The 24,947-nt window shown below is 36.4% G+C and carries 19 protein-coding genes; 2 read left to right on the top strand and 17 right to left on the bottom strand.

The genetic code is table 11. The features are described 5' to 3' along the window. Positions 1-2: 2 nt before the first annotated feature. The 13 genes from D0T56_RS04675 to D0T56_RS04735 form a co-directional block, all read right to left on the bottom strand. The gene (locus D0T56_RS04675; RefSeq protein ID WP_163318974.1) at positions 3-935 is read right to left on the bottom strand and encodes an NAD-dependent epimerase/dehydratase family protein; all 933 of its coding nucleotides are present in this window, start codon (positions 933-935) and stop codon (positions 3-5) included. A 15-nt stretch (positions 936-950) separates the two neighbouring features. Next, complete coding sequence (locus D0T56_RS04680) at positions 951-2,201, bottom strand: glycosyltransferase family 4 protein (protein ID WP_163318975.1); 1,251 nt, start codon at positions 2,199-2,201, stop codon at positions 951-953. A gap of 85 nt (positions 2,202-2,286) precedes the next feature. Then, a complete protein-coding gene (gene wecB, locus D0T56_RS04685) occupies positions 2,287-3,420 on the bottom strand; it encodes a non-hydrolyzing UDP-N-acetylglucosamine 2-epimerase (protein ID WP_163318976.1) in 1,134 nt (377 codons plus the stop codon). 46 nt (positions 3,421-3,466) lie between these two features. Next, on the bottom strand, positions 3,467-4,585 hold the full coding sequence (locus tag D0T56_RS04690; RefSeq protein WP_163318977.1) for a capsular polysaccharide biosynthesis protein CapF: 1,119 nt from the start codon (positions 4,583-4,585) through the stop codon (positions 3,467-3,469). After that, positions 4,582-5,598: a nucleoside-diphosphate sugar epimerase/dehydratase gene (locus D0T56_RS04695; RefSeq protein ID WP_163318978.1), complete on the bottom strand. Its 1,017-nt coding sequence runs from the start codon at positions 5,596-5,598 to the stop codon at positions 4,582-4,584. Before D0T56_RS04695 ends, D0T56_RS04690 begins: the two co-directional genes overlap by 4 nt. 12 nt (positions 5,599-5,610) lie before the next feature. Continuing rightward, on the bottom strand, positions 5,611-6,750 hold the full coding sequence (locus D0T56_RS04700; RefSeq protein ID WP_163318979.1) for a glycosyltransferase family 4 protein: 1,140 nt from the start codon (positions 6,748-6,750) through the stop codon (positions 5,611-5,613). A gap of 130 nt (positions 6,751-6,880) precedes the next feature. Next, positions 6,881-7,969: a glycosyltransferase family 4 protein gene (locus D0T56_RS04705; protein ID WP_163318980.1), complete on the bottom strand. Its 1,089-nt coding sequence runs from the start codon at positions 7,967-7,969 to the stop codon at positions 6,881-6,883. Then, positions 7,966-8,841 (bottom strand): glycosyltransferase family A protein, encoded by an 876-nt coding sequence (locus tag D0T56_RS04710; protein WP_163318981.1) that lies wholly within the window; start codon positions 8,839-8,841, stop codon positions 7,966-7,968. Before D0T56_RS04710 ends, D0T56_RS04705 begins: the two co-directional genes overlap by 4 nt. Next, a complete protein-coding gene (locus tag D0T56_RS04715; protein WP_163318982.1) occupies positions 8,841-9,911 on the bottom strand; it encodes an EpsG family protein in 1,071 nt (356 codons plus the stop codon). The genes D0T56_RS04710 and D0T56_RS04715 overlap by 1 nt, the downstream gene beginning before the upstream one ends. A gap of 6 nt (positions 9,912-9,917) precedes the next feature. Continuing rightward, the gene (locus D0T56_RS04720) at positions 9,918-10,883 is read right to left on the bottom strand and encodes a glycosyltransferase (RefSeq protein ID WP_163318983.1); all 966 of its coding nucleotides are present in this window, start codon (positions 10,881-10,883) and stop codon (positions 9,918-9,920) included. 7 nt (positions 10,884-10,890) lie between these two features. Next, positions 10,891-12,027: a polysaccharide pyruvyl transferase family protein gene (locus D0T56_RS04725; RefSeq protein WP_163318984.1), complete on the bottom strand. Its 1,137-nt coding sequence runs from the start codon at positions 12,025-12,027 to the stop codon at positions 10,891-10,893. Between the two features lie 35 nt (positions 12,028-12,062). After that, on the bottom strand, positions 12,063-13,568 hold the full coding sequence (locus tag D0T56_RS04730; protein ID WP_255491043.1) for an MATE family efflux transporter: 1,506 nt from the start codon (positions 13,566-13,568) through the stop codon (positions 12,063-12,065). Between the two features lie 194 nt (positions 13,569-13,762). Beyond that, positions 13,763-14,587 (bottom strand): endonuclease VIII, encoded by an 825-nt coding sequence (locus D0T56_RS04735; protein WP_163318986.1) that lies wholly within the window; start codon positions 14,585-14,587, stop codon positions 13,763-13,765. A 281-nt stretch (positions 14,588-14,868) separates the two neighbouring features. Here D0T56_RS04735 and D0T56_RS04740 point away from each other — a divergent pair, with 281 nt between their 5' ends. Beyond that, on the top strand, positions 14,869-16,632 hold the full coding sequence (locus D0T56_RS04740) for a hypothetical protein (protein ID WP_163318987.1): 1,764 nt from the start codon (positions 14,869-14,871) through the stop codon (positions 16,630-16,632). A 586-nt stretch (positions 16,633-17,218) separates the two neighbouring features. On the opposite strand, the gene D0T56_RS04745 is transcribed toward D0T56_RS04740, so the two are convergent. Together D0T56_RS04745 and D0T56_RS04750 are read right to left on the bottom strand one after the other, a co-directional pair. Then, positions 17,219-20,227, bottom strand: a complete 3,009-nt coding sequence (locus D0T56_RS04745) for a xanthan lyase (RefSeq protein ID WP_163318988.1) — start codon at positions 20,225-20,227, stop codon at positions 17,219-17,221. 99 nt (positions 20,228-20,326) lie between these two features. After that, the gene (locus tag D0T56_RS04750; protein ID WP_163318989.1) at positions 20,327-20,872 is read right to left on the bottom strand and encodes a 30S ribosomal protein S16; all 546 of its coding nucleotides are present in this window, start codon (positions 20,870-20,872) and stop codon (positions 20,327-20,329) included. A 536-nt stretch (positions 20,873-21,408) separates the two neighbouring features. On the opposite strand from D0T56_RS04750, the gene D0T56_RS04755 reads away from it, so the two are divergent. Next, positions 21,409-22,413 (top strand): radical SAM protein, encoded by a 1,005-nt coding sequence (locus D0T56_RS04755; protein WP_163318990.1) that lies wholly within the window; start codon positions 21,409-21,411, stop codon positions 22,411-22,413. A gap of 161 nt (positions 22,414-22,574) precedes the next feature. On the opposite strand, the gene D0T56_RS04760 is transcribed toward D0T56_RS04755, so the two are convergent. Both D0T56_RS04760 and lgt read right to left on the bottom strand, forming a co-directional pair. Then, the gene (locus D0T56_RS04760; protein WP_163318991.1) at positions 22,575-23,777 is read right to left on the bottom strand and encodes an FprA family A-type flavoprotein; all 1,203 of its coding nucleotides are present in this window, start codon (positions 23,775-23,777) and stop codon (positions 22,575-22,577) included. A 256-nt stretch (positions 23,778-24,033) separates the two neighbouring features. Beyond that, entirely contained in the window at positions 24,034-24,870 is an 837-nt protein-coding gene (gene lgt / locus D0T56_RS04765) for a prolipoprotein diacylglyceryl transferase (RefSeq protein ID WP_163318992.1), read from the bottom strand. Between the last annotated feature and the right edge of the window lie 77 nt (positions 24,871-24,947).

A 24,947-nucleotide genomic window follows, 5' to 3' on the forward strand; every position in this document is an offset into this window, starting at 1 on the left:
ATTTAGTTTCTTTTCTTGAACGATTTTATTGTTTTTATAATTCCATCTGAAGATGTAACCGGCAGTTTCTCAACACCGATACTCTCTTTTATTTTTTTGTTGCTGACTACATAATTCTCCGTCAGTTTATTTAATCTGAAAGTATTTAAAGGCAAATGCAAGATGTCGCCTACCTTGGCTCCTGCGCTAACCAATGACTTCGATATATTCCATATTCTGGGTTTACGATCGAGAGCTTTGCATATCAATCTTATCAACTCATTGGTTGATAAAGGCTCGTCGTCTGCAATATTATAAATACCGGTTTCGATGTCTTTATCAATTACCCGGTCAATGAAGAAACTAAGGTTGTCGATAGACGTAAATGACCGTTTATTGTCAAATGCTCCAAGAGGATAGGGGATACCCTTCTCAATGAAGCTGTAAAGTAAATTCAGATTTCCTTTGTTTCCAGGACCATGAATCATGCAAGGCCTGAAGATATATACATATTTGTCTTTTGGTAGATGTTGCAGAATATAGTTTTCGGCTGCAATTTTGCTTTCTCCGTAAGGCCCAACAGGATTGGGTATAATATCCTCGGTTAAAATATCGCTTACAACAACATCAGCGGCAGCTTTTACTGAACTGAAAAAAATAAATTTACGGGCATTTGAGTTTAAATACCAATCATATATTTTTTGAGTCAAGCCTGTGTTTATATCAAAATAAATCTGGGATTCGGTTTGGTTTTTCGTATCATGAGCCTTACCTGCCAGATGAATGATGGCATCAATATCGGGAAGTTTATCCAACTCATCCCATTTGTAGGTTTTTTCAACCCCGTCTTTAGCCGGAGTGACAATGTCTAATCCGTATATTGAATGTTTATTTTTCAGGCTGTTAACCAAATTGCCACCAACAAATCCGTGTATACCGGTTATAAGTATATTCATATTTTATTCAGAGTTTTAGTTAAGGATAAAGTTTGCCAAATCAACATATTGCTGAGTAACTACATCTTTAGAATATTCAGCCTTTACTATGTCAACTCCGCTTTTACCCATTTTTCTTAGATCTTCTTTTTTTGTATTTTTAAGGATATTTGCCATTTTTTCAATTTTTGTAGGGAAATCATTTTCTGTAATTAAGAATGCACAGTTTTTATCCTCCAGAAAGTTTGTTATAGGGGTATTTTTACTTGAACAAACCATCAAAGGACGTTCACAGGCCATAATTGTATATACTTTGGATGGAAATCCATCTTGGTCTGTTTTGGGTGACATAAATATAAATTGAATGTCAGAATATGCTATCATTGCGGGGATAAGATTCCGTGGCTGATATGGAAGTATATGAAGTTTATCCAACTGATTTGCAGTGATTTCCTTTTCAATATATTCTTTCATAACACCTTCTCCTATCACAAAAAACTCGATATCTTCATCTTTCAACGATTTTGCAAGTTCGATTAACGGAATCCAATCTTGAGCAAAACCAATGTTTCCGGCATACATCAATTTTAGAGATGTCGATTTTTTGAATATTTTATCGTCCAAATCAAGATTGTCTGTATCTAAGGGTTTGTACAAATCTGTATCTACAAAATTGGGGATAATTTTCAGTTTCGATTTGTCTTTAAACCTATCAATTATCGTATCATAAAATATTTGGTCAATTGTTGTTACAGCCTCAGATTTGTTATAAACAAATCTCTCCAGATTTTTCAATTGTTTAATAATGAAAGAAGATTTCATTTCTTTCTCTTTAATTAATAAATCGGGATAGATTTCCTGAACATTATAGATAACCTTTGCTTTTTTTAATTTTCCTAAAAGTATGTTTATTGCACCAATAGTTATAGGAGGGGATGGAGATAGAATAATATCAACATTTTTTTCTCTCAAACCTAAAAAGAAGGCGATAATATGCCAGTAAATGAATCCAATGAGACGTAAAACAGTGCTTTTAAACTTCTTTTGGGTTACGTGTTTTACCCTAATATTGTGATACATACTTTCATAATATAACCCTCCGTATCGTGAACGAAGAGGTTGCTTTGCCAGTTCTGATTTAACCAGGTTATATTGAGGAATGGTTGTTATCACAACAACTTCATAACCCTCGCTTTGAAATTTCAAAGCAATATCATTGAAAAGATATGCTGTTGAAACTCCATCGGGACTGAATACAATGGTATGAATTAATATTTTTTTTCTCATACAAAATACTATCAATAATTTATAAGTCACAATGTTGTGATAGAAATGTAAAGTATTATGTTATTCAGTGTTTTGTTATCTTTTATCATTCGCTCCAAACCACACGTTTAATATAGTCGGTATATGATAGAATAATCCTAACAACCTTATCGCTAACGTTAGGCATACTGTAATCGGCAATAGGTCGGAAATTGCGTTTTTCTCCGGTTTCTTGATATTGCAATTGAACCAAACCTTGCAAAACACGCTCAGGATTCAATCCAACCATCATCACAGAGGCCTCTTCCATAGCTTCGGGGCGTTCGTGAGCTTCCCGAATATTTAAAGCTCTGAAATTGAGTATAGAGGATTCCTCGCTGATTGTTCCGCTATCGGACAATACAGCTTTCGAGTTCATTTGCAATGCAATATAATCGCTCAAACCCATAGGTTTCATCAGGTTCACGTTTTTGTGAAACTGAATATTGTGCCTTTCAATCATCTTGCGGGTTCGGGGATGAGTTGAGACGATAACAGGAAGGTTATATTTCTCAGAAATCGTGTTCAATATTTCAACCAAATTGAAGAAGTTCTTTTCGGATGCAATGTTTTCTTCCCGGTGAGCAGAAATGACAAAATAGTTATCTTTTTTCAGATTAAGCTGCTCAAGTATTTCCGATTTTTTTACTTTAGGCATGTATTCGTTTAACACCTCATACATAGGACTTCCCGTTTTGATGACTCTGTCGGGACGCAATCCTTCGGCTAGGAGGTATTCTCTTGCTATATCGCTATACGTGAGATTTATGTCGGCGGTGTGGTCTACAATTCTGCGGTTGCTTTCTTCCGGCACACGTTGGTCGAAACAACGGTTTCCAGCTTCCATATGAAAGATTGGAATATGTCGTTTTTTTGCAGCGATGGCGCAGAGGCACGAGTTGGTATCTCCCAATACAAGAAAAGCTTCGGGTTTTACTTCTTCCAATACTGCATCAATATTGATGAGTATTTGTCCGGCAGTTTCAGTTGCATTTCTGCCTGCCGCATTCAGAAAATAGTCTGGTTTTCTTAGTTCCAGATCTTCAAAAAAGACCTCATTCAATTCATAATCATAATTCTGTCCGGTATGTACCAGTATGTGTTCTATTGCCTCAGATTGATCTAATTTTTTCAGAACACACGAAAGTCTTATTATTTCGGGCCGAGTGCCGACCACAGTCATTACTTTTAGCTTTTCCATTAGTTTATAAGTTGTAAATATCTTACTTACTATTCTCTAGGTATAATTAAACCTTGAAAAAGAATGTATCAGGTCTTTCCTGATCAAAAATTTCATTAACCCACATAACTGTAACCATGTCTGTATCGCCCAGGTTTTCAATGTTATGGGTATAGCCAACAGGAATGTCAACAACTTCAAGTTTGTCTCCCGATACGAAATATTCAATAATTTTGTCGGAGTCAATTTGCCGAAAACGGATAACACCCTTACCACTTACTACCAGAAATTTTTCATTTTTAGTGTGGTGCCAATGATTCCCTTTAGTGATGTGAGGTTTAGAAATGTTAATAGACACTTGGCCTCTGTCGGTCGATTTCAGGAATTCGGTAAAAGAGCCCCTTTCGTCGATATTCATCTTCAAAGGGTAACTGAACTGATCGGTGGGCAGATAGCTTAGGTATGTTGAATATAGCTTTTTTGTGAAAGCGTCAGCTAAGTCTGGAACCTGAAGGTTTATTCTGCTTTCTTTGAATTGATGAAGTAAATCTACAATTTCGCCAAGTTTAATTTTATGAAGAGGGGTTACCTCTTCGTATCTATTTTGCGACCCTATTTGTTTTTCGGTTAGTTTCAGTTTTTCAATAAATGATGCTACCACATCATCTATATAAACAAGGCTCATCTCAACATTCGGATCATTTACTTTTATTGGCAGATCGTTTGCTATATTATTACAGAAAGTTGCAACTGCACTGTTGTAGTTGGGACGGCACCATTTTCCAAATACGTTTGGAAGACGGTATACATACACTTGTGCTTTTGTGTCCAAGCTGTATGCAAACATCAGCTCTTCACCTGCTTTTTTACTTTGACCGTAAGGATTGTCTAGTGCCGCCTGTGTGGATGAAGTGATAAGTACAGGTGCTTTGTTGCCATATTTCTTTAGCGCTTCTAATAGCTGAGATGTAAAGCCAAAATTACCAGACATAAAGTCTTCAGTGTTTTCAGGCCTGTTCACACCTGCCAGATGGAAGATAAATTGGCATTCTTTGGCATATTCATCTAGCAATGCGGGATCTGTATCAATATCATATTTCATCAAATCGGTATAGCCTTGGTTATGAAGCTCGACAATGAGATTTTTCCCTACAAAGCCATTTGATCCGGTGACAAGAATTTTCATTTTTGGAGTGTTTCGTTAACTATATCCAACTTAAGTAATAATTTCTTCATGCCATCAACATCAAGCCTGGCTGTGTTGTGTGAATGATAATCTTCTATTTCGGATATTTCTTCTTGTCCTTCGCTAAAATACTTATCATAGTTCAAGTCCCTGTTATCGGCAGGTATACGATAATAATCGCCCATATCTATGGCTTTAGCCATTTCTTCTCTGGTTACGAGTGTTTCGTAGAGTTTTTCCCCGTGCCTTGTTCCTATGACCCTTATTTTCGAGTCCGATTTATATAGATCAACGACCGCTTTAGCCAATACATCTATGGTTGCGGCGGGAGCTTTTTGCACAAAGAGGTCTCCGTTTTTTCCATGTTCAAAGGCGTAGAGAACAAGATCAACGGCATCGTCCAATGTCATCATGAACCGGGTCATGTTAGGGTCTGTCAAGGTCAGGTCTTTTCCTGCGTGCAACTGGTCAATGAATAAGGGTATAACAGAACCTCTGCTAGCCATAACGTTTCCGTATCGGGTGCAGCAAATGGTTGTATTGGAGCCTTCCAGAGAGCGAGCTTCGGCTATGGCTACTTTTTCCATCATGGCTTTACTTATTCCCATTGCATTAATAGGGTAGGCTGCTTTATCGGTGGAAAGTACTACTACATTTTTCACTCCATGTTCAACGGCTGAATCCAATACATTTTGGGTTCCCAAAACATTTGTCCTGACTGCCTCTATCGGAAAAAATTCGCAAGAAGGCACTTGTTTTAAAGCTGCGGCATGAAAAATATAATCAACTCCCCTCATGGCATTGTTTAGGCTTTGTTTATTTCTAACATCGCCAATGTAGAATTTCACTTTTGGACTTTGTAATGAATGACGCATGTCATCTTGTTTTTTTTCATCACGGGAAAAAATACGGATTTCTTTAATGTCTGTATCTAAAAATCTCTTTAACACAGCATTGCCAAAGGAACCTGTTCCTCCGGTAATTAACAATACCTTATTCTCAAAAAGACTCATTTAAATTAATTTTTATTCGTTATACAATCTTTCAATTTCCTTCCAAATTTCTTTTTCATTAAAGTTTTCACAAACAAAATTTCTCCCATTAAACCCAAAGTTAACCCTTCTATCTTTATTTAATATTAGTTGTTCAATTTTATCTTTTATATCTAATGCGTCATGATCTACAAAGTATCCGGTTTGTCCTTCAATTATAGAATCAATACAACCCGTGGCACGGGTGGTTATGACAGGTATTTCCATCGCAGAAGCCTCAAGTATTGATGTCGGAAATCCTTCTCTGTAAGAAGGTAAGACAAAAATATCCATAAGTGAATAATAGGCTGCTATTTCTTCGTTAGGAACATAATTGGTATGTATTATGGCTGAGCTGTCGTTTATTTCCTTAATTGTGTTGATAGGCAAAGAATCTCTATCTTCAAACATGCCAACCAATAGCAATACAAGGTTATCATATTTCTTTCTTAACATTTTAAATGCGTCGATAAACTCTATGATACCTTTGTCTCTCACTAGTCGTCCAGTATATCCTATAACAAGGCTACCTTCTGAAATGTTGTATTTTGTTTTTATTTTTTTAACAAGCAATTCTTCGATGTTATTTTTATTGAATCTTTCCAAATTTATGCCATTGCATGTCCCTTTTTTTAATACAATTTGTTTTTGAGGAGGATTTAGCTTATCTCTTAAACTTATTTTAGAAACAGAGGGACTTACATTTATAATTTTCGTTGCCAATCGAGCAGTTAAACGATCTATGTTTATCATTAAAAATCGTTTCAACCCCGAAGTTGTTTCATATACCAAGCCATGCCTAAAGTATATTCTTTGAGGTACCTTCGTCAAATAAGCAGCTATCATAGACACTAGGGCTCCTTTGGGTGTATGCCCCATAACTATATCTATATTATTTTGTTTTATATATTTTGTAATATAATAAACAGATTTCAGGTCATCTATTATAGATATCTTTCGCAAGATAGGTATTTCTTTGTAAGTAAACCTTAATTTTTGTGATAAATTTTTTAATTCAGAGGATGGACTGCATATTATGTGCATATTATATCCTTTCTGATGAAAATATTTCAGTTGATCACCTAAAAAGTAAGGAATTACAAAGTATATATTTACTACATGGAGTATATTCATCTTCAAAATAAAAATTTAAGCCATAAATGTATTAAAACTTTCTGTCATAAGAAATGAAAATGTTTTATACAATATATTTATTCGCTATATTATTAATATCGTACGGTTTAGATCTGTTTCGGTATTTTGATTAAATTGACAAGAATTCACATAGTTTTTTTGCCGACACTGTCCATGTCAATTCTTCGTGAGCATATTTATATGCTTTATCTTCAAGCTGTTTTATGTTAGTCGGATTTGTATATAGGTTTAGTATATTTGTGGCAATTTCGTTCGCATCAGGATTTACAATAATACCTGTATTTTCGGGAACTTGCTCCGATAAAGCACCAACATTAGTTACTATTACGGTTTTTCCGCAAGTAAAAGCCATTGGTATTACTCCGGATTGACTAGCATCAATATAAGGAAGAACTAAAAAGTCATGTTCAGATATCAAGTCCGGAATTTCAGAGTCATCTATCCATCGATTTTGAATATTAATATAATTCTTTAAATCAGCTATCTTTTGTTGATATTTATTGAGATCTCCCCTTCCTGCAATGGTTAACGATATTCTTTTATCTTGGTTGTTTATGATCGAGAAAGCATCTAAAAGTAAGTCTATGCCTTTGTATTTCTCAATTCTTCCGAAGAATAATATTTTATAAGATAGTTGATTGTTCGTTCTGTCAATATTATAATCAATGCAAGCATGAGGTATAATACAGATGTCTTTTTCTTTTTTTTTGAAATGTTTCATTGTATGTTCTAGGAAAAATTTACTTAGAATAATAACTTTTCCAGACTTTTTCATACATGCCCAAGTCACAAATTTTATAAAGATTGATTTTTCTCCTTCATGTAAGATCGGATCATGCAAAGTTGAAACGATTTTCCTTTTAGAAAAAAAAAGATATATAAAGGGGTTGAATAAAGATATCATTGGAGCATAAATGGAATTGGGCGAAAATTCTTTTATTTGATTAATTATTTTCCAGTATTTGATGAAGTTGAAAAAAGAAATGATAAAACTCAATTTAGAGGTATAGGTATTGATTCTGTATATTTCAACAGATTCGTTTTCCTTTCCAAATTGTATCCAATCTTGAATATTATCACATTGATTTGATACAATAATCTGCAATTTTACTTTGCCTAACAACGCTTTAGCCATTTCAAACGAATAAAGTGGGCCGGCTCCTTGTCTGCCCAAATATAGCATAGTTAATTTTTTCATGAGATAGATCTTTTATCTTTAATATGCATTAAAAAGGAAAAGGGTAAAAGTGTTATACTCCAAAGAGGAAGAGAATTTCTACTCAACCCGGAAGATAAACAAAAAGAGAACCTCCAATAGTTTAATATCGCTTTTATCTTCTGAGTAAAAGGTATTTTGTGATGAAAAAACTCCTTATAATAAAGAGTCGAATATTGTGGATTATCCATCCTGATTTTAAGGATCTTTGCGGTTAAACCGTCCGGAAGATATTCACAAATATATATGCCTTTGTTTATATATAACATTTTATATTTCTCAGACATTCGATTTATGGTCAGGGCTTCGGGACAGAAAAATTCGGATGGTATATCCGGAAACTTAAATTTTCTGATTATTTCAGTTAAATATACTTCAGCCTTATCTCCTTTTACGTTGTATTTATATCTGAAATCGAATATGTTGCAATATAGTTGATCCACAGATGGTTTTCCTCCAACACAAGATAAGTCTGAATATATGTTATTAAATATTAATCCACAATAATCTGTATTATGTTTTGCCGTCTCATGAAGTTCGTTTATTGTTTCGATTGCATCTTTAGTTAAATAATCATCACTGTCGACAATAAAAAACAGATTTCCTCTGGCTTCATCTACTCCTCTGTTTATAGCCCTATGTTTTCCTCCGTTTTTTTGTTTGAAATATCTTATTCCAATTTTGTTTTCGGCTACAAATGAGGAGATTAACTGCTCAGTGTTGTCTGTGCTACCATCATCAACAATAAGCCACTCAAAGTCTTTGAACGTTTGATTTACTAAAGACTCATATAATCGCTTTAGTGTATAAGATCTGTTATATGTCGGGGTAAATATTGTTATTTTATTATTCATTAAAGTATAAATATTTTGTATGCTTTTATTAGAAATACAGGAATAAATATTATCGACAACTTCAGGTATCTGTATTTCCAGTCACTGCAATACACAAATGGATAAATTATTAATATTGGCGCAAGAAATTCTGATAAGTAAGAAAATCTTACTGCGAATTGAGTTGTAAATAAGATTAGATATAGGGTGTTTATCATCAAGTACATATTGAGAATCTGAATGTAAAATACATCTTTGTTTTTTTTATAGATTACAAAATATATTCCTATCAATATTGGAATGATGCTAAATGTGAAGTATGTAAACCAATTACCTGATATTGTATTTGTGGCATCGATATAACTTGTAGCTCTACTACTTAACAGACCTCCTAAAGAAATTATGCTACTAATTCCTGAATCAATGCCAACGATAGCTAAAAGGAGGAAAAAAGACCAGATATAGAGAAGTATCTTTGTTGTTTTTACATACTTGGATGCAATAAAAGCTAAGGTTGGGGCTAACATGGATAAGTGAGTTGCACAAGAAAGTATGAAAAGAATGAAATAGCCTTTACTTTTTTTATAATACATAGCTAGTCCTAAAAGAAAAATAGAGGCAGCCATTCCGCTCCTTATTCCATTTATACCATATAAGAAAAAATTAGGAGAGATAAAAAATATCAATAAGGCAAATATTACATATTTATGAAATATTTTATAGAATGAGATTGCTGCAATAATATTATATACAACTGAGCAAAAAAGCAGGAACACAAAAAAATCAAAACTTCGAGAAAATATAAAGATAAAAAAATCGAATAGAAAATCTCTGGAAAAATAGAATTTATTGACTCTGGCAGTTCCATAAAACGTTTCGTAATACATCTTTGTGTCATAGCCGATATTAACTTCTCTTGCTGCTATGTAAATAGTCGTATAGATGACAAATAGTGCAGCTATGAAAATAGATGGGATATAGCTTTGAGACTTATCTTTGCTAGTATATGTAATAAGAATGGCACACGGAGTTAACAAAAGAACTCCTAATAGGACATAATAATATGATTGTATGAAATACAACTCTTCCATATCGATTTATCTTTTAATTGAAAAAAGAAATAAACTTTCCAGATTAATCATACAGGCTATTGCTCTTTGGCTTGCTTTCAGATGTTTGTAATTGAGAGGGTATAACTTTTTTTGTTTCATTTGTTTGGTGATATCAAGAATTATATCTTCCGGATATTTTTCTCTGATAAGTCTTAGACAAATGGAAAGGCTCAACTGTTCTGTTTTTCTTGATATAGCTTTAAATATGGGTGCGTTTTCAGGTTCGGATTTAATTCTTTTTTGTAAATGACTTATTACTACAATTAAATCGTTCAATAACTTTGCTCTATGTTCAATCGATTTGTTTTGAGTCGTAGAATTACTCCTTTCCAAATAGTTGTAAACAATAATATCAAGATATTTTACTCTTTTAGCGTATGATAATAGTTGGGGAATAAACTCTTCATCTTCCTGAAAAATACCCTCTATTAATCTTAGATTATGTTTGTCAATCAGTTCTTTTTTGAATATATATAAGCACATAGCTCCTACAATGACAAATTTACACATAAAATCGGCACCAGTCATTATACCGGGATGTTCGGAGTAATATTTTTTCTCTTGAATTATTGTCCCGGATTCGTCTACTTTGTTAAAGTTGAATGAAGCAACGTCAAGGTCGTCTTTTTTTATAAGAGATAATAACTTTATTAGAGAGTTTGGCTCCAGATAATCATCCGAATCTACACACATAACGTATTCTCCTCTGGCTATATCAAAACCCATATTGCGGGCACTACTTTGTCCTCCATTTTCTTTTTTTATAAGAATTATGTTGGGATTATCCATTGTTAATTTTTCTACGATATCAGCGCCTTTGTCTGTAGACCCGTCATCAATGACGATAATCTCATAATCATTGGCCTTTAAGCCTTGAGTCAATATGCTGTTCAAACATTTTGCAATATATTTTTCGGTATTGTACATTGCTATGATAATAGATAATAACATGTTCTTTTTATAAATATAAATTTAATTTTTCAAACTGAGAATCGGCACTCTCTTTCACACCAGCATCAATCGCAACATGGTTTTCCTTAATTTGTTTTTCTACATCTTCAACATTGAGATTGCTCATCTTTGCTATTGAACAAGAAGAACCTTGATATCCTAAGTCATTTAATACGTTTGTTGTTTTGTTACTATATATGATAGGATATATGTTTTGAGAGAATAATATGCTTAATATGAGGGAATGAAAGCGTGCGCAAAACATATATTCTATACTGGCATACTTAAAGAGAAAAGAGTCTATATCTCCATTATAAAAATTAAGTTCTACTTCAGATTGAAATTCAGGTTCTATTTTATTGAATATGATGTTAGCTGTATCTTCATCTCCTTCTCCTTGACAAAAAGAAAACAGATGGATTGAATAGCCTTTCTTTAGAAAATGCAAGATGATTTCGACTTGTTTATCAATATACGCATCTTTTTCCGGTTTATTTATAGAAGAGTTTATAGTGTGGTTTTTATCTAGTCCTATAACGGAAAAGCCAATAGATTTAGACTTTTTGTTTACTTTGTATCTATCCGTATTAAGCGAAAAGACAATATCATGTGCATATCTGATCGTAGGAATATCCTTGAATAATTCGTAAGAGTATTTTTCTCTGAAACAGACATCGGTAGAATTGCTGAATATAGAAATATATTCTTCTTTATAAGACGGATCTGTATATGGACCGAAGTTTGAACCTAATATAAATAAATTGGAATTTGGATATACTTTTTTGAAGGTTTTATAATATTCAATATCAGCATAAGCCGGAAGTTTTTTAGGCTGAATGAAAACTGATCCACCTATTGAAATTAACATTGACGTTTCTTTAGATTGACTTTGCATTAGTCTTTCTAATTTGCTCTTTACTAATTGCTTATATAATGAAGAGGATAGTTTTCTTGCTAATAGAAATTTGATTCTGGAAAACAAATTTGATTTTTCTTTATTTGTTTCTATTGTGACGTTTTGGTTTTTTGAGAATATGTCTTTATATTTTGAATCAAGGTTATCAACAATCAGAACAAATCTGACATCGGGGTACTTCTCGAATAATATTTTTAGAAATAGATCATCCCCAAGATTTAGATTCATGTATGCTTTTGTTAGTATACTGTGGTTCATATGCTTTATTTTAGAAATCTGTTTTTTATTTTAAATAATATTCCTTGAATGGTATCCCTTTCATCTTTACACAGTCCTACAAAATAGACAAAGATAAAAAAAACAGGGATTGATATGGCGAATGTCAATATAAAACGATATCGAAAATCGAACGTCTGCGTAATAACCCAACAAGTTAGGGAAGAAGCCACTATGGGTAATATTTCTTTGAAAAGAACCCTATTCAAGAAATCTTTTATCGACAGTTCTGCCAACTTGTTTAATAGTATAACACGAAAGCCACATGCCAATATTTCGATGAATATGAAACTCATCAAAACAAAGTCGGGAGAATATCCTAATCTCAGAATGACGTATGCAATTGGCAGATTAAATAGGGTCAGGCTTCCCACTATTAATTGATATACTTTCACTTTACCTGTTGCTTGTATTGCTGATTGCAATCCTATTGTCAACTGGTTGATAAGAATACTGATCAATACTAATATGCAGAAAGATTCTGTGTATTCGGGTACAACTTTTAACCATAGTTTCAAGATAGTATCGGCTTCGAATAAGAATGGTATGGAGATAAAGCACATCAGAAAAAAACAAAATTTACTGGCCGACATTGACAAGAAGAGCATTTTCTTTCTGTCTCCGGCTCCTTCCGATTTCATTATCTGCGGATTGGTAACTTGCATCATTGTAGCCGAAAAAAATGTGAATTGTCCGGCAAGTTGATATGCTACGGAATAAGCCGCATTAATAACAGTGCCCAGAAACATGTTTAAGATAACCGATATCCCTTGGTTACGAGCCACACCACTTAGTGCGCCAAATGTGTTCCAACTGGCAAAGGAGGCTTGCTCTTTCATTGACCTTAGGTTGTAGTATTTCTTCAGCGATGCTTTTGCCTCATCGTATTTTCGAGTGGTATAAGTCGCCTTTACTAAGGTGATAAGAATAGTAACAATAGCTAATAAGATGCTATAATATATGAGTTTGTCTTGAGCGATAAATTGAAGTGATAAAGCAATAAGTAGCTTTAATATAACCTCGGTCAGTGATATTATTGCTACAAATAGCATATTTTCCCGGGCATTTATTACTGCATCAAAAGGTACGGAGAGTATTGTGAAAAATGTGGAAATTATAACAAACTGAAACAATATATTTGCCGCATTTATCCGTTGAGGATCAATTTGTAATTTGTTGTTCAACAGGTATGAACCGGCAGTTTCGAATAAAATGACCAATATTATTCCGATTAAGATGTGTAGGAAGATACTATTTACGAAAACTTCCCTTGTTTTTTCAATGTTGCCACTACCCAGACTCACCGAGATGTATCTTTGAGTTGAAGTGGTCATCGCTGCATTCAGGAATGATAGAAGACCAATAACTCCCCCTATAACGTTAAACAGTCCGAAGTCTTCTACACCAAGGACTAACATCAACACCCGAGTGGTGTATAATGTTATTACTATAGAGAATACGGCTTTTGTGTAAATAAAAAACGTATTCATCATTATCCTATGGCTTGCCTGCATATCTATTTAACAAATTTACAATATTCGTTACCCCATAACTATTATTTAGCATTATGTTCGTTTTGTAAAGGAATACTGCTCTATATTGACAAAATACAAAGCAAAATTCGCGCAAAGGTACAAAAAAGCAAAGACTTTATTGAAACTATATTACCTTATTTTCCTTTATTAGGCTAAAGTGTCTGACATGTAGGGCAATAATAGATGGAACCGCCCATGTATGGCTCTTTGACAATTGTGTTGCCACAATTTGGACAGGGTTTGTTGACTGTCTTTTTCGACAATATGGTAGAATAACGCCCGAAATTGCCATAAAAATCTTTTTCGGTATCTCTTCCTCCTTTTTCGGTCATGCTTCGGAGTGTGACCTTGAGACTATGGAAAAGGTCTTCTTTCGCTAAATCCGTGATGGTCGATATCTTCTTTTTAGGGTGGATGCCGGCATTGAAAAGTATATCCTGCAATACGCCATTGCCAAGGCCGGGTATTCTCTGTTCGGTTGCCAATAAGGCTTTTATCGACATATCTTTCTTTACGCTATTAAATATGCCATTGAAAAAAGAGAAGTCGAAATCATCTTGCAATGGAGAAATGCTGTTCAGGCTTCCTCGATAGTAGGGATTGTCAAATTGGCCTTTGTATGCGAATATTGCCCCATACATGGCCACAGTGAATACGAGGAAACTCCGGTCTTTGAAAACGACAATCAATTGATGTTTTTTAGGATGTTCCTCAAAGGCCGGATAATATTTAATGTTTGTTCCGTCTCCGATTGCTATTGTGACGTTTTCGTCGCACAAAATATCTACGTATGCCCCGTGCCCCCGACATCCGGTTATTATTCTGTCTTTCAACAGGTCGTTGTATTTTGCCGGATCGCCATTATACCATGCAAATTTGTGCGGGCTGCTAGCTTGTATAACTTCAGATATTTGTTTTCCAACAAGGATAGAATCGGCTTGAATACCGATGGTTTTCGATTCAGGAATTTCTAACATTGTAATTTATGTTTTTAATGTAACAACATTCAAAAAAGAATAACTTAAACATACAAAATAATTGAAGACAAATCTCTATGTTTTGTTAAAAAAATATGGATATTAAATACTTTTAATCCCTTTTTCGTTGATTATCAACAAAACTACATATAACTTTGTGTCTCGAACTTGTTCGTGTTAAAAAAACTTTATTTGAAAACTACTCAGACTATTAATATATTAACGAAAGATTGTTTTATATCATTCTAGTAAAACTAAACAGATAATTAAAATATCAACAAATGAAAAGAAAATTACTCTCATTGATGCTTGTTGTAGGTAGTGTATCGTATACATCAGCTCAGGTGTTTGACTTCAATTCTCAAAATGTGGCAAATGTAGCGGATGAGGATAGCAAAGTAAGTTCGGAAGAGGCTTCGAAAACGAAATCGGCAGCTGTATCTTTTCAGGCAGCAGCAGATTTTCAGGCTCAAGGAAAAAAAATTGTTCAAACAAGAGCAACTAATGCCACACTGAAGGCTTCATATATGCGTCCTCAAGGTTTCTTTTATTACGGAAGATCGCTAAGCAATCATTATCTGGGCAAGGAGTACAGCCGTATTCTTGGATATCCGTATGTGGAAACCCAGTGGAGAAATACATCCGAAGGCGCAACCGCATTTCAGTGGACGATGCCTCATGCCTCGGGCAGTGGAGATGTTTATACATCAACATCGGAAAATCCATCGGCAACATACGTCCCAACATTATACAACCTGCCTACATTGGAAGCCAAGAAAGATGATGCTTCTAACTATTACAAATGGGGAGGTGCTTATTCCAAATTTGTAGGTGGAGGAACACCAGCGGCAGATGGAAGAATATACGGTGCTGCCAATTATGATTACAGGGAAGGTATGTGGAAGCTCGACTATATGGAAGACGGTGTGAAAAAAGGCTATATATATGGTAAGAGGGAAGACAAGAAAGTTGAGTCTGTTCTCAATTTCTTCGAAAAACCGGCTACGAAATATGTCTTGTTAGGAGGTAATAACAATGGTGTATGGGTTTGGGCATGGTTGAGTGTTTTCTCAGCCCCCGGTGACACAGAGTTTAAAATGACTATCCATAAAGTAGGAGAGCGGGACGACTACGAAAGATATCATTCGTTAGGTGTTTTAGCCGAAGCTACATGTAAGGCTAGCGAGGTGACCGGAAATGCGGAATCTGGCTATTTGATGTCCTTCTCTAACTTTACGGGGGCAGCCGTTATGGGTAGCGGAGCGGGTGCTTATTTGGAAATTGAAGACAATATAATGATAGAATTGGAAGGATTCAACAAAGATGGCGTTGATTTTTGTATCGATGCTCAAACAGTAAATACTACTACCGAGGCCAATGCCTACATTAAGGCGAAAGACAAGGAAGGCAACTGGATATGGGACTATTATATTGATGACGAGCAAACAGGTTCGCAGGCAAAAACAGCCTTAAGCATAAATATGAATGTGCTTTATACATACATGCATCCGGAGAAGCCTGTCATTGATTTCCCGTTACGATCGGGTGGTAGCCAAACTATCGAGATCAGCGCGTCTAATGCTTCGTTAAATAACTGGGAAATTAAAAGTATACCCGATTGGATAACATATTCGTTGGAAGACGTTAAGAGTGGAGGTGACTACGCAGGGATTACAAAATTAACAATAACGGCTTTGCCTTTACCCGATGAAAAGAATGGGCGTCACGACGATTTTGTGGCCTATTTTCCGGGTAGCACAATGACTATTAGAATAGGTCAGGGCGATGAGGTGAGCGGTATTGAAGATGAGGTGTTAATGTCAGAATTCAAGGCTGTATATAAAGGCGGTAATTTTGAGTTGTCGTACCCGACAGATTATACATCAGTGTATTTGTATGGTGTTAATGGACAACAAATAGCTAAATATTCGTTGACGGGAGATGGCGTGACTAGCATTCCTTCCGAAGATCTGAACGGTGGGTTGTATATGTTCCGTTTTGTATCAGGAAAAGGTATTTCAACCACAGTAAAGGCAATGAAGTAAGAAAATATTGGTTTACTACAATAAAACAGTTGGCTTAAATTCAACAAGATGCTGCGCGTAATCAAAGATTACTTGCATTCCTTTTGTCCAAAGCCGCAAAAGGAATCAAAAAGGCTTTTTGTGACTAAGGCTTCTTGCCGACCCTCTATATAGCTTAATAAGCTGAACAAAAAATAACTCGCACCGAGAAACTGTAAAATTAGAATGGTCTGGTAATGCTCAAACAGCTTTTTGTTCTTATCGCTTATCTGCGCTGTGTGGGTACCCCGTCAATCAGCCAAATGTCACGTTTACACCCGTTAGGCGAAACGGCATCTGCTTCGTAGGCGGGGACACGTTAAGCGAAACAAGGCGTAAAATTGAAAGCTGTTTGAGCGAAGCGAGTTTTTTCAATTTAGCCAGTGAGCTTGTAACGGGTCGCCGAGAAGCTAAGCCTTGACTTTTTGGTTCGTTTTGTGTCAAGACAAAATGAACGTTTTAAGTAGCGAGAGCAGAAGCAAAATTTGTTTTGATTATGCCGAGTCACGACAACCAACGGTCACAGGAGCGAAGCGTATGTAAAACGACTAATTTAATTGTACATTTATCAATTACCCGACAATAAAAAGATCAAAATATGCTGCATCAAGGCATCTCTTTCTGTTTCGGATTTGAGGGATTCGAACGGAAAGCCTAATACGCATGTCTTATATTTACCTTTAAAGGCAATTCCGGCACTGATATTATTCTCTGAATACCGGAAAATTGTAAATGCGTTATTTCCAACAGGTTCTATTCCATCGGGCGATTCCACAACATAATTTTTCGGGTTTGGGCGATTGTAAAAGGTATAATCACCTTTTATCTCAAACGGAGATGTCACGCTTTTCACTTCTCCCGTCACAGAGGCCTGCCCCACCCTCCATTTATATTTCAATACATCTTGCGCAAAATTCTGATCCGTTTTCTGTGGCTTGACATTATCCCACAAGTCGGTGCCGACGAATGCGCCGCTAACAAAGATATTTCCTCCTTGTTTGCAATAGTCCGTTATTTTTTTCTGCAATTTTTTAGGAAATGTCTTGAACTCTGCCGGCTTAACACCTCGCCCCATCAATGTTTGTTTTTGTTTTCCCAAGATTAAATCTACAACCTTATAGCTGTTCATATCAACCGCCCCCGACATCACCGACTTGCTGCTACACGATGTATAAGAATACCCTAACTTCGATATAGATTTTCCGTGCAGATACGGATAGTCGAAGCTATTCCCTGCAACAACCATCGTTTCATAATTTGCATTACTTGCCCCGAATCCGGGAGCATCGTCGTCCATCCAGGGAACGGTTCGCCGATATTCGTATTGACTTCCGATATAGCTGATATCTTCTTTGTAAGGAACGCCGTGATCGAGCATGTCGCTGAAACCTGCAATACTATCACCTTCAAAACCAGCAGGCGCACTTATCCGCTCAAAACCATTTACAATCAGCACCGTACCTCTGTCAACCGACGATTTATACGCAGATAGAATTTCAGACGGAAAACTTTCCCCTCCGTCATTCACAGCCGCTACCATGTAACTATATTGTATATCTTTCTGTTGTCTGTTTCTGAAAGATGGACTATCGACCAAAACTCCGTTATCAAAACCACCATCACCGAGACGGGTATAGACCATATACTTTCGAGCTTTTGCTGTGAATTCTAGCGGATCTTCGACGGGTTTCCATTTCAATTCCACTTCATCGTCCGAAACAAATTCGATCTGAAAATCGGATACGGGCAATGGTTGAACCACATATTCCTGCCCATATTGTGCCGAGAGAAACCGCAATATTCCTTTATATACCGACCTGCTCACCGTAAAGCGAAAACGAGGGTCTAAACCGTACTTCATATCCGCAAAATTCTGGTGAGACAGCAACTCTAATAACATGGCAGGAACTTCCGGAACACGAGCTTCGTAATACGATTTATTCCACTTTCCTCGTCGCGACCAATTGGGTTCATACATTTTCCGTATGTCATCAACTATCTGTGTTTGTACAATATCCGTCAAGTCATGAGAAAGATATCTGGACGAACCGTTTTCAAATTTCTCATTGTTTTTAGCCGTGCAATAGATACCCAACGTCCCTATTATCGAGTCGTTCATTGTAGTTCCGGCATCGGAGTGAAATGCAAACGACATATCCACAGGAATGTTTAAACCTTGAGTTTTCGGAGCAACACTCGATCCTCCCGAAATATAGTTGACCCATAACGGACGACTCTGATAATCATCCATATAGTCGTTCTTACCTTCATTCAGGCTGTAAACACTATCGGGAAATCCTGCCCATTGCAACCAATAGCGGGACGCTTCCGTAAAACGAGGATAACGGCTTATTTCTGCCTGATAATCAATCTCCGGTATTACAATATTTTGTATTGTATCTGATTTGTCCGAACTCTTTTTGTTTTCAAGAACCTCCCGGCTGGGTTTTCTGGCAATGTTGCCATATCCTCCCCCAATTTTCACGGCATCTGCTGTTAAAATCCGATTCTCTTCCGCAGACAGATTACTCAACGTTATTTTACAATCATCAGAAATACCTTTTTCAAAAGAAAATTTTCCTAGATAAATCCACGTTCCTCCACCCATTTTTTGGTTCACCCTGAATCGGGTCTGGCCTCCTTTGTGATGTACTGTATACAAGGCATCATCAGTGCTTTTGGGCAAAGTTTTGTACGACACATACACCCCATATTCTCCTGCCTCGGGGAGTTCGGGCATCCATTCCGTCCACGACTCCTTATCTGCATCCGTCACTGTTTCTATCTGCCTGTATGTGCCATCATTAAAAGGGTTTTCAAAATCCTCATATTGCTCTTTCAGATAGGCAAAACCCTGCTCCTTTCCCGTTTTCCAATTCTTGCCCCGTTCTTTGTATTTCGAATTCCCCTTGTTCCTGTCATTGTCTACAATCACCTCATTCAGCTGATAATCACGCTCTCGAGGAAGAAGAACATTCGCCCCTGCATTTTCCAACATGGGCACGAGAAATGGCAAAACATAACTCTGAGTGTATAAATCTTCAACCGTCTGAAACATCCGTGCCCTTTGCCACTCCCAGCGAGCCAACTTTTGTTCGTAATACCAGCCATGACTTTGCCACATGGCTATGTGCCTGTTATCTAATCCTTTTTCAGGAACAAACGATCTTGATATGTTAGTTACGAGTGGTTTATCTACTTTATTCTCAAATCTACCGTTTTTGTTTTTCAACGGAATGTAATCTTCTATCAAACGTTTATTGGCATACAATTTGACAGAATAATCTTTCATATTTTTCGGAAGCAACACTTTTAACTGAGCATATATTTCCTTCACATTTTCTTCCCGAAAAGGTATGTACGCACAATTATCATTAGCATAAAGCCGAATCGTCTTTTTCTCAATTTTTGCAGATTCTATTTTGATTTTTCCTATCGCAAGACTCTTTTGTGCGTATTTGGTCAGATAATTACCCACACTTTCCGTATACTTTTTATCGACTGAGCCTTGACCAAAAGTATAGACACTCGACAATAGACAAAAGATTAGAATTAATCCGATATTTACTTTTTTCATAAACTAAACGACTGATATTGTGCATTACAAATCTAACAAAAAAAAAGCGATTCGAAATATCGAATCGCTTTTCTATATGGTCTGAAACCTGTTTCCTGATTATTCTGCGCTTTCTGCAGGAGTTTCCTCTGTTGCAGGAGCTTCTTCTGCAGGTGCAGCCTCTTCTTCAGCTTTAGCTGCGGCAGCTTCTGCTTTCTTTTGAGCAACAGCCTCTGCTTTAGCTTTATTTACAGCTTTTTCGGCTTCTAAACGAGCTTTTGCATCAGCAGCAGCTTTTTCTGCATTCTTACCTTTCTCTGTTTCCAATGCTTTTTCTTTCTGATCTTTCCATGCTTGGAATTTTGTTTCTGCATCAGCTTCTGTGAAAGCACCTTTTTTAACCCCACCCAACAAGTGTTTCATCATTAAAACACCTTCGCCGGAAAGGATATTACGAACAGTGTCAGTTGGTTGCGCACCTACTTGCATCCAATACAAAGCTCTGTCGAAATTTAAAACTATTGTAGCAGGATTAGTGTTTGGATTGTATGAACCAACCTTCTCAATAAATTTACCATCACGTGGAGCTCTGCTATCTGCGATAACGATTTGATAATAAGGATAATCTTTACGACCTCTTCTTTGTAAACGGATCTTAGTTGCCATTTGTTTTAATTGTTAATTTTAATTAGTACATAATTGTTATTAGCGGGCACAAAGATATGAATTGTTTTCGAGTCTGCAAGTATTTATATTCTTTTTATTTATGCAAATCAGTAATTGAAATTAGTTCAATTACATTAGTCGTTTTACATACGCTTCGCTCCTGTGACCGTTGGTTGTCGTGACTCGGCATAATCAAAACAAATTTTGCTTCTGCTCTCGCTACTTAAAACGTTCTTTTTCATTCGATGTCCATCGTAGAAAATCGAAATAACATTTTGTAGGGGCAGGCTTTTAGTCTGCCCGAAGGTAGGAGTGTGTTGAATATACCCGATTGAAAAAGATTGCAATGTTCTGTATTATGGTATTGCAAATGTTAAAATCGCACCAAAAATAGTAAAATCGGTAAATAATGTAATAGAAATGGGGAGTTTTTAACTAAAATTTTGTTGTTAATAGTAAAAACTAGGTATCTTTGTATCGCTGTTGATGTAAAGCTACACAAAGACTAGAATACTTGATTTAATTTACTGTTGACGATGAATGTATATACTATATTGAAGTATGTAAATAAATTTAAACACCCCAGACTCAAACTTTTAGGAATCTATTTATTTCACATATTCGGACGACGTTACATAGGGATATTTTTCGACCCGGTGTTGGGTTGCAATATCAGGTGCAAAATGTGTCACTTCAGTGACGAGGAGCAACGCAAAAAAATGAAAGGGGTGATGACGCTGGATGAAATGACAAAATTTGGTAATGCCTTCTTTCACCGTGCTTTGAAACTGCAAATCGGTTGTGGTGCAGAACCTACTCTACATAAAGACCTGCCAAAATTGATTGCACTGGGCAAAGAGAAAAAAGTTCCTTGGGTTTCGATAACTACAAATGCCAATTTGCTTTCGGATAAGATGTTAACCGATTGCCTGGAAGCGGGGTTGGACGAAATAACCATCTCCTTGCATGGCGTGAAGAAAGAAACGTATGAATTTATGATGGATAAGGCTAGTCACGATGTATTTCTGGATGTATTGTACAGAATGTCGGAGGCCAAGAAGAAGTATAATTTTTCAATCCGTATCAATTATACAATAAACGAAGACAATGTAGACGAGTTGGCCAATTTCTTCGATGTGTATGGTAATATAGATTTCGACGTTATACAGCTAAGGCCCATAGCCAATTTTGGAAATACGACTTATCATAATTTCAGTTATGCCCGTTTGATAGAAAAGTATGACGAAACCATTCAGAAGGTAAAGGATGAAGCCATAAAGCGTAATATAAGATGTCTGGTTTCGAGTAAAGAACAAATGTTGGCTCCGGACAATAAGAACAGCAATAGTGTTATTTATGAAGGAGTTTACTATTATTTCGACCCTAAGTTGCCTTGGCGTGGCGATTTTGATCTGGGCAATGAAACATTCGAAAGTTATTGCCGAAGAAAGGGGATTGGTTGGAGGCTCTTCAAAAGTATTTTTCAAAGCAAAAGAAAAATGAATAAGAAAAAGCGGCAACTGAATTACGAAATCAGTTAAAGATAACACAAGAACGTGGTGAATTTTCAAACACCACGTTTTTTGTTTAATTTTGTGTTCTTCCTCAAATCGTATATAACTATGGATATCAAAATGAATTGATAGTTCAATGAACTTCAAATTCCTTACCGTTATCCAGATCTAACCGGCCGTTTTTTTTATTATCGGTCTTGTTTCAGCCTGTCAGCCATTGCTTTAGCCAACTCTATACAAGCATTGTATGTATCTTCGTGCATAGATTGTTTCATTTCGACGGGAGTACCCACAACCTCAAACTTCGAATCTTCTGCAAATTGAGCCAACCGTTTTACGGCTGCCCCCGCCCATGTGAACGAACCGAAATAACCGAAACAGCGGTTTTTCATATCCCGGCTTTCTACTTTCGACAGCAGATATTCGACATTGGGAAACAACTTGTTGTTGTATGTTGGCGAACCAACTATCAAACCTTTATATTTGAATATATCTCGCAAGATGTATGAGTGCGAACTTTTAGAAACGTTGTGTATGATCACATCTTTTATGCCTTGCACGGCCAACTCGTGAGCTATGGTTTCGGCCATTTGCTCCGTGTTTCCGTACATGCTGCCATAGGCGATAACCACGCCTTCGTCTCCTTGATAACGGCTCAATTTATCGTAAAGAGAAACCACTTTGTTTATTTGCTCGGGTATTGTCCATATAGGTCCGTGAGTGGAGCAGATATATTTGATTTCCAGACTGCTGAGCTTTTCCAGAGCTTTTTGCACTGGCGATCCGAATTTGCCGACAACGTTTGAATAGTAACGGACCATTTCGTCGTAAAATCTTTCGGGGCGCAACTGGGTGTCGGTTATTCCGCCGTCAATGGTTCCGAAAGTACCGAAAGCATCGCCCGAGAAGATAATTTTATCGGATGTTTCGTAAGTCATCATTGTTTCAGGCCAATGCACCATAGGCGTCAGGTAGAAAACCAGATTATGCTTTCCCAGAGATAGTTGATCGCCATCTTCAATAACCTTTACCCCGTCTTTGATGTCGAAAAATCCTTGAACCATATCGGCAGTTCTTTTGTTTCCCACTATCTGAACATCAGGGTATTTGGTTCTTAATAATGCCAAGGAACCAGAGTGATCCGGCTCCATGTGGTTTATGATCAGGTAATCTAAAGGTTTTCCGTCAAGAGCAATTTCAAGTTTTTTCAGGAAAACGTCTGAATAGCATATATCTACGGTGTCGAATAAAGCATTTTTTTCGTCCCTTATCAGGTAAGAGTTGTATGACACACCCTCAGGCAGAGGCCATAGGCTTTCGAACAGTTCTTTTGTTCTGTCGTTAACTCCCAGATAAAATAAGTCTTCTTTAATCTGAATGGGTTTGAGCATAATATTTTAGAATTTGTATTTTAAAATAAGAAACCGTCTAGGCTTTTTCGTTTTATTCAATTTTGTCATCCTGAGAGTATCCAAGGATCTGTTTTTTTAGATGTTTCACTACGTTCAACATGACAAAAACTCAAAAATTAAGTATAATTTAAAAAGTCTAGATGACTTCTAAGAGTATATTCTTTCAGTCAACAGTTATCAGCGAAAACTTATCACTCGTAACTTGTAACTGTCTGTAAGACGAAGTAACTTGTAACTACTTAGATCTTTCTTTTCTTCGCAAAGCGTTCCATACCAACCATATTCCCCACAAGATGAACGGAATACTGAGCATTTGCCCCATGTCCATGCCAAAGGTGGCACGCATGTGAATTTCGAACGGTTCTTGCACATTTTTCAGGTATTCAAGTAAGAATCTGGACAGAAAAATACCGATAAGTCCGATACCTAGTAATAAACCCTGTTTACTTTTAGCCGAGGTTTTCCAATACAGGAACATGGTGAGGCAAAAAATAGAGAAATATATAAGGGCTTCATATATTTGAGTCGGGTGGCTCGGTGCGGAAAATAGAGGTTCGGCACCACGTTGCCATGCCGGAATATTGGTTATAAAACGAAATGCCCAGGGCAGGTCTGTTGCATGCCCGTATATTTCGTGGTTTGTAAGATTGCCTATACGTATAAATGTTCCCGTCAATGCAGCCGCTATGATCAACCTGTCGAGTACCCAAATCATGCTTTGCTTGGTTTTGCGATGATAAAAGTATACGCCTGCAACTATCCCGATTGCGCCGCCATGACTGGCCAGTCCGCCTTCCCATATCTTAAACAATTCGATCGGGTTGGACAGGTAATACCCCGGATTGTAGAACAGGCAATGCCCTAATCGGGCGCCAACAATCACTCCTACAACAACATACCAGAAAAGAGTATTGAACCACTTTTCGGGCATTTTTTCGTGTTTATATATTTTTTCGACCAGCAAAACGGCACACAATAAGCCAATGGCCCAACAAAGGCCATACCATACAATAGGTTTGCTGCCTAACGAAAATATTTCAGGATCTACAGTCCAGGTTATGTATGAAAGCATATTCTAGTAAAAAATAAGTTAAAAAAAATCGCAACTTTGTAATAATTAATTGGCAAACTTACATAAAAATTGCGACT

This window comes from Dysgonomonas sp. 520 (genome assembly GCF_010501095.1).
Lineage (GTDB): Bacteria > Bacteroidota > Bacteroidia > Bacteroidales > Dysgonomonadaceae > QVMP01.

What these genes read in the sequence shown, in the direction of transcription:
- D0T56_RS04675 (WP_163318974.1), bottom strand. Translation starts at nt 935, where the DNA reads ATGAATATACTTATAACCGGTATACACGGATTTGTTGGTGGCAATTTG.
- D0T56_RS04680 (WP_163318975.1), bottom strand. Translation starts at nt 2,201, where the DNA reads ATGAGAAAAAAAATATTAATTCATACCATTGTATTCAGTCCCGATGGA.
- wecB (WP_163318976.1), bottom strand. Translation starts at nt 3,420, where the DNA reads ATGGAAAAGCTAAAAGTAATGACTGTGGTCGGCACTCGGCCCGAAATA.
- D0T56_RS04690 (WP_163318977.1), bottom strand. Translation starts at nt 4,585, where the DNA reads ATGAAAATTCTTGTCACCGGATCAAATGGCTTTGTAGGGAAAAATCTC.
- D0T56_RS04695 (WP_163318978.1), bottom strand. Translation starts at nt 5,598, where the DNA reads ATGAGTCTTTTTGAGAATAAGGTATTGTTAATTACCGGAGGAACAGGT.
- D0T56_RS04700 (WP_163318979.1), bottom strand. Translation starts at nt 6,750, where the DNA reads ATGAATATACTCCATGTAGTAAATATATACTTTGTAATTCCTTACTTT.
- D0T56_RS04705 (WP_163318980.1), bottom strand. Translation starts at nt 7,969, where the DNA reads ATGAAAAAATTAACTATGCTATATTTGGGCAGACAAGGAGCCGGCCCA.
- D0T56_RS04710 (WP_163318981.1), bottom strand. Translation starts at nt 8,841, where the DNA reads ATGAATAATAAAATAACAATATTTACCCCGACATATAACAGATCTTAT.
- D0T56_RS04715 (WP_163318982.1), bottom strand. Translation starts at nt 9,911, where the DNA reads ATGGAAGAGTTGTATTTCATACAATCATATTATTATGTCCTATTAGGA.
- D0T56_RS04720 (WP_163318983.1), bottom strand. Translation starts at nt 10,883, where the DNA reads ATGTTATTATCTATTATCATAGCAATGTACAATACCGAAAAATATATT.
- D0T56_RS04725 (WP_163318984.1), bottom strand. Translation starts at nt 12,027, where the DNA reads ATGAATCTAAATCTTGGGGATGATCTATTTCTAAAAATATTATTCGAG.
- D0T56_RS04730 (WP_255491043.1), bottom strand. Translation starts at nt 13,568, where the DNA reads ATGATGAATACGTTTTTTATTTACACAAAAGCCGTATTCTCTATAGTA.
- D0T56_RS04735 (WP_163318986.1), bottom strand. Translation starts at nt 14,587, where the DNA reads ATGTTAGAAATTCCTGAATCGAAAACCATCGGTATTCAAGCCGATTCT.
- D0T56_RS04740 (WP_163318987.1), top strand. Translation starts at nt 14,869, where the DNA reads ATGAAAAGAAAATTACTCTCATTGATGCTTGTTGTAGGTAGTGTATCG.
- D0T56_RS04745 (WP_163318988.1), bottom strand. Translation starts at nt 20,227, where the DNA reads ATGAAAAAAGTAAATATCGGATTAATTCTAATCTTTTGTCTATTGTCG.
- D0T56_RS04750 (WP_163318989.1), bottom strand. Translation starts at nt 20,872, where the DNA reads ATGGCAACTAAGATCCGTTTACAAAGAAGAGGTCGTAAAGATTATCCT.
- D0T56_RS04755 (WP_163318990.1), top strand. Translation starts at nt 21,409, where the DNA reads ATGAATGTATATACTATATTGAAGTATGTAAATAAATTTAAACACCCC.
- D0T56_RS04760 (WP_163318991.1), bottom strand. Translation starts at nt 23,777, where the DNA reads ATGCTCAAACCCATTCAGATTAAAGAAGACTTATTTTATCTGGGAGTT.
- lgt (WP_163318992.1), bottom strand. Translation starts at nt 24,870, where the DNA reads ATGCTTTCATACATAACCTGGACTGTAGATCCTGAAATATTTTCGTTA.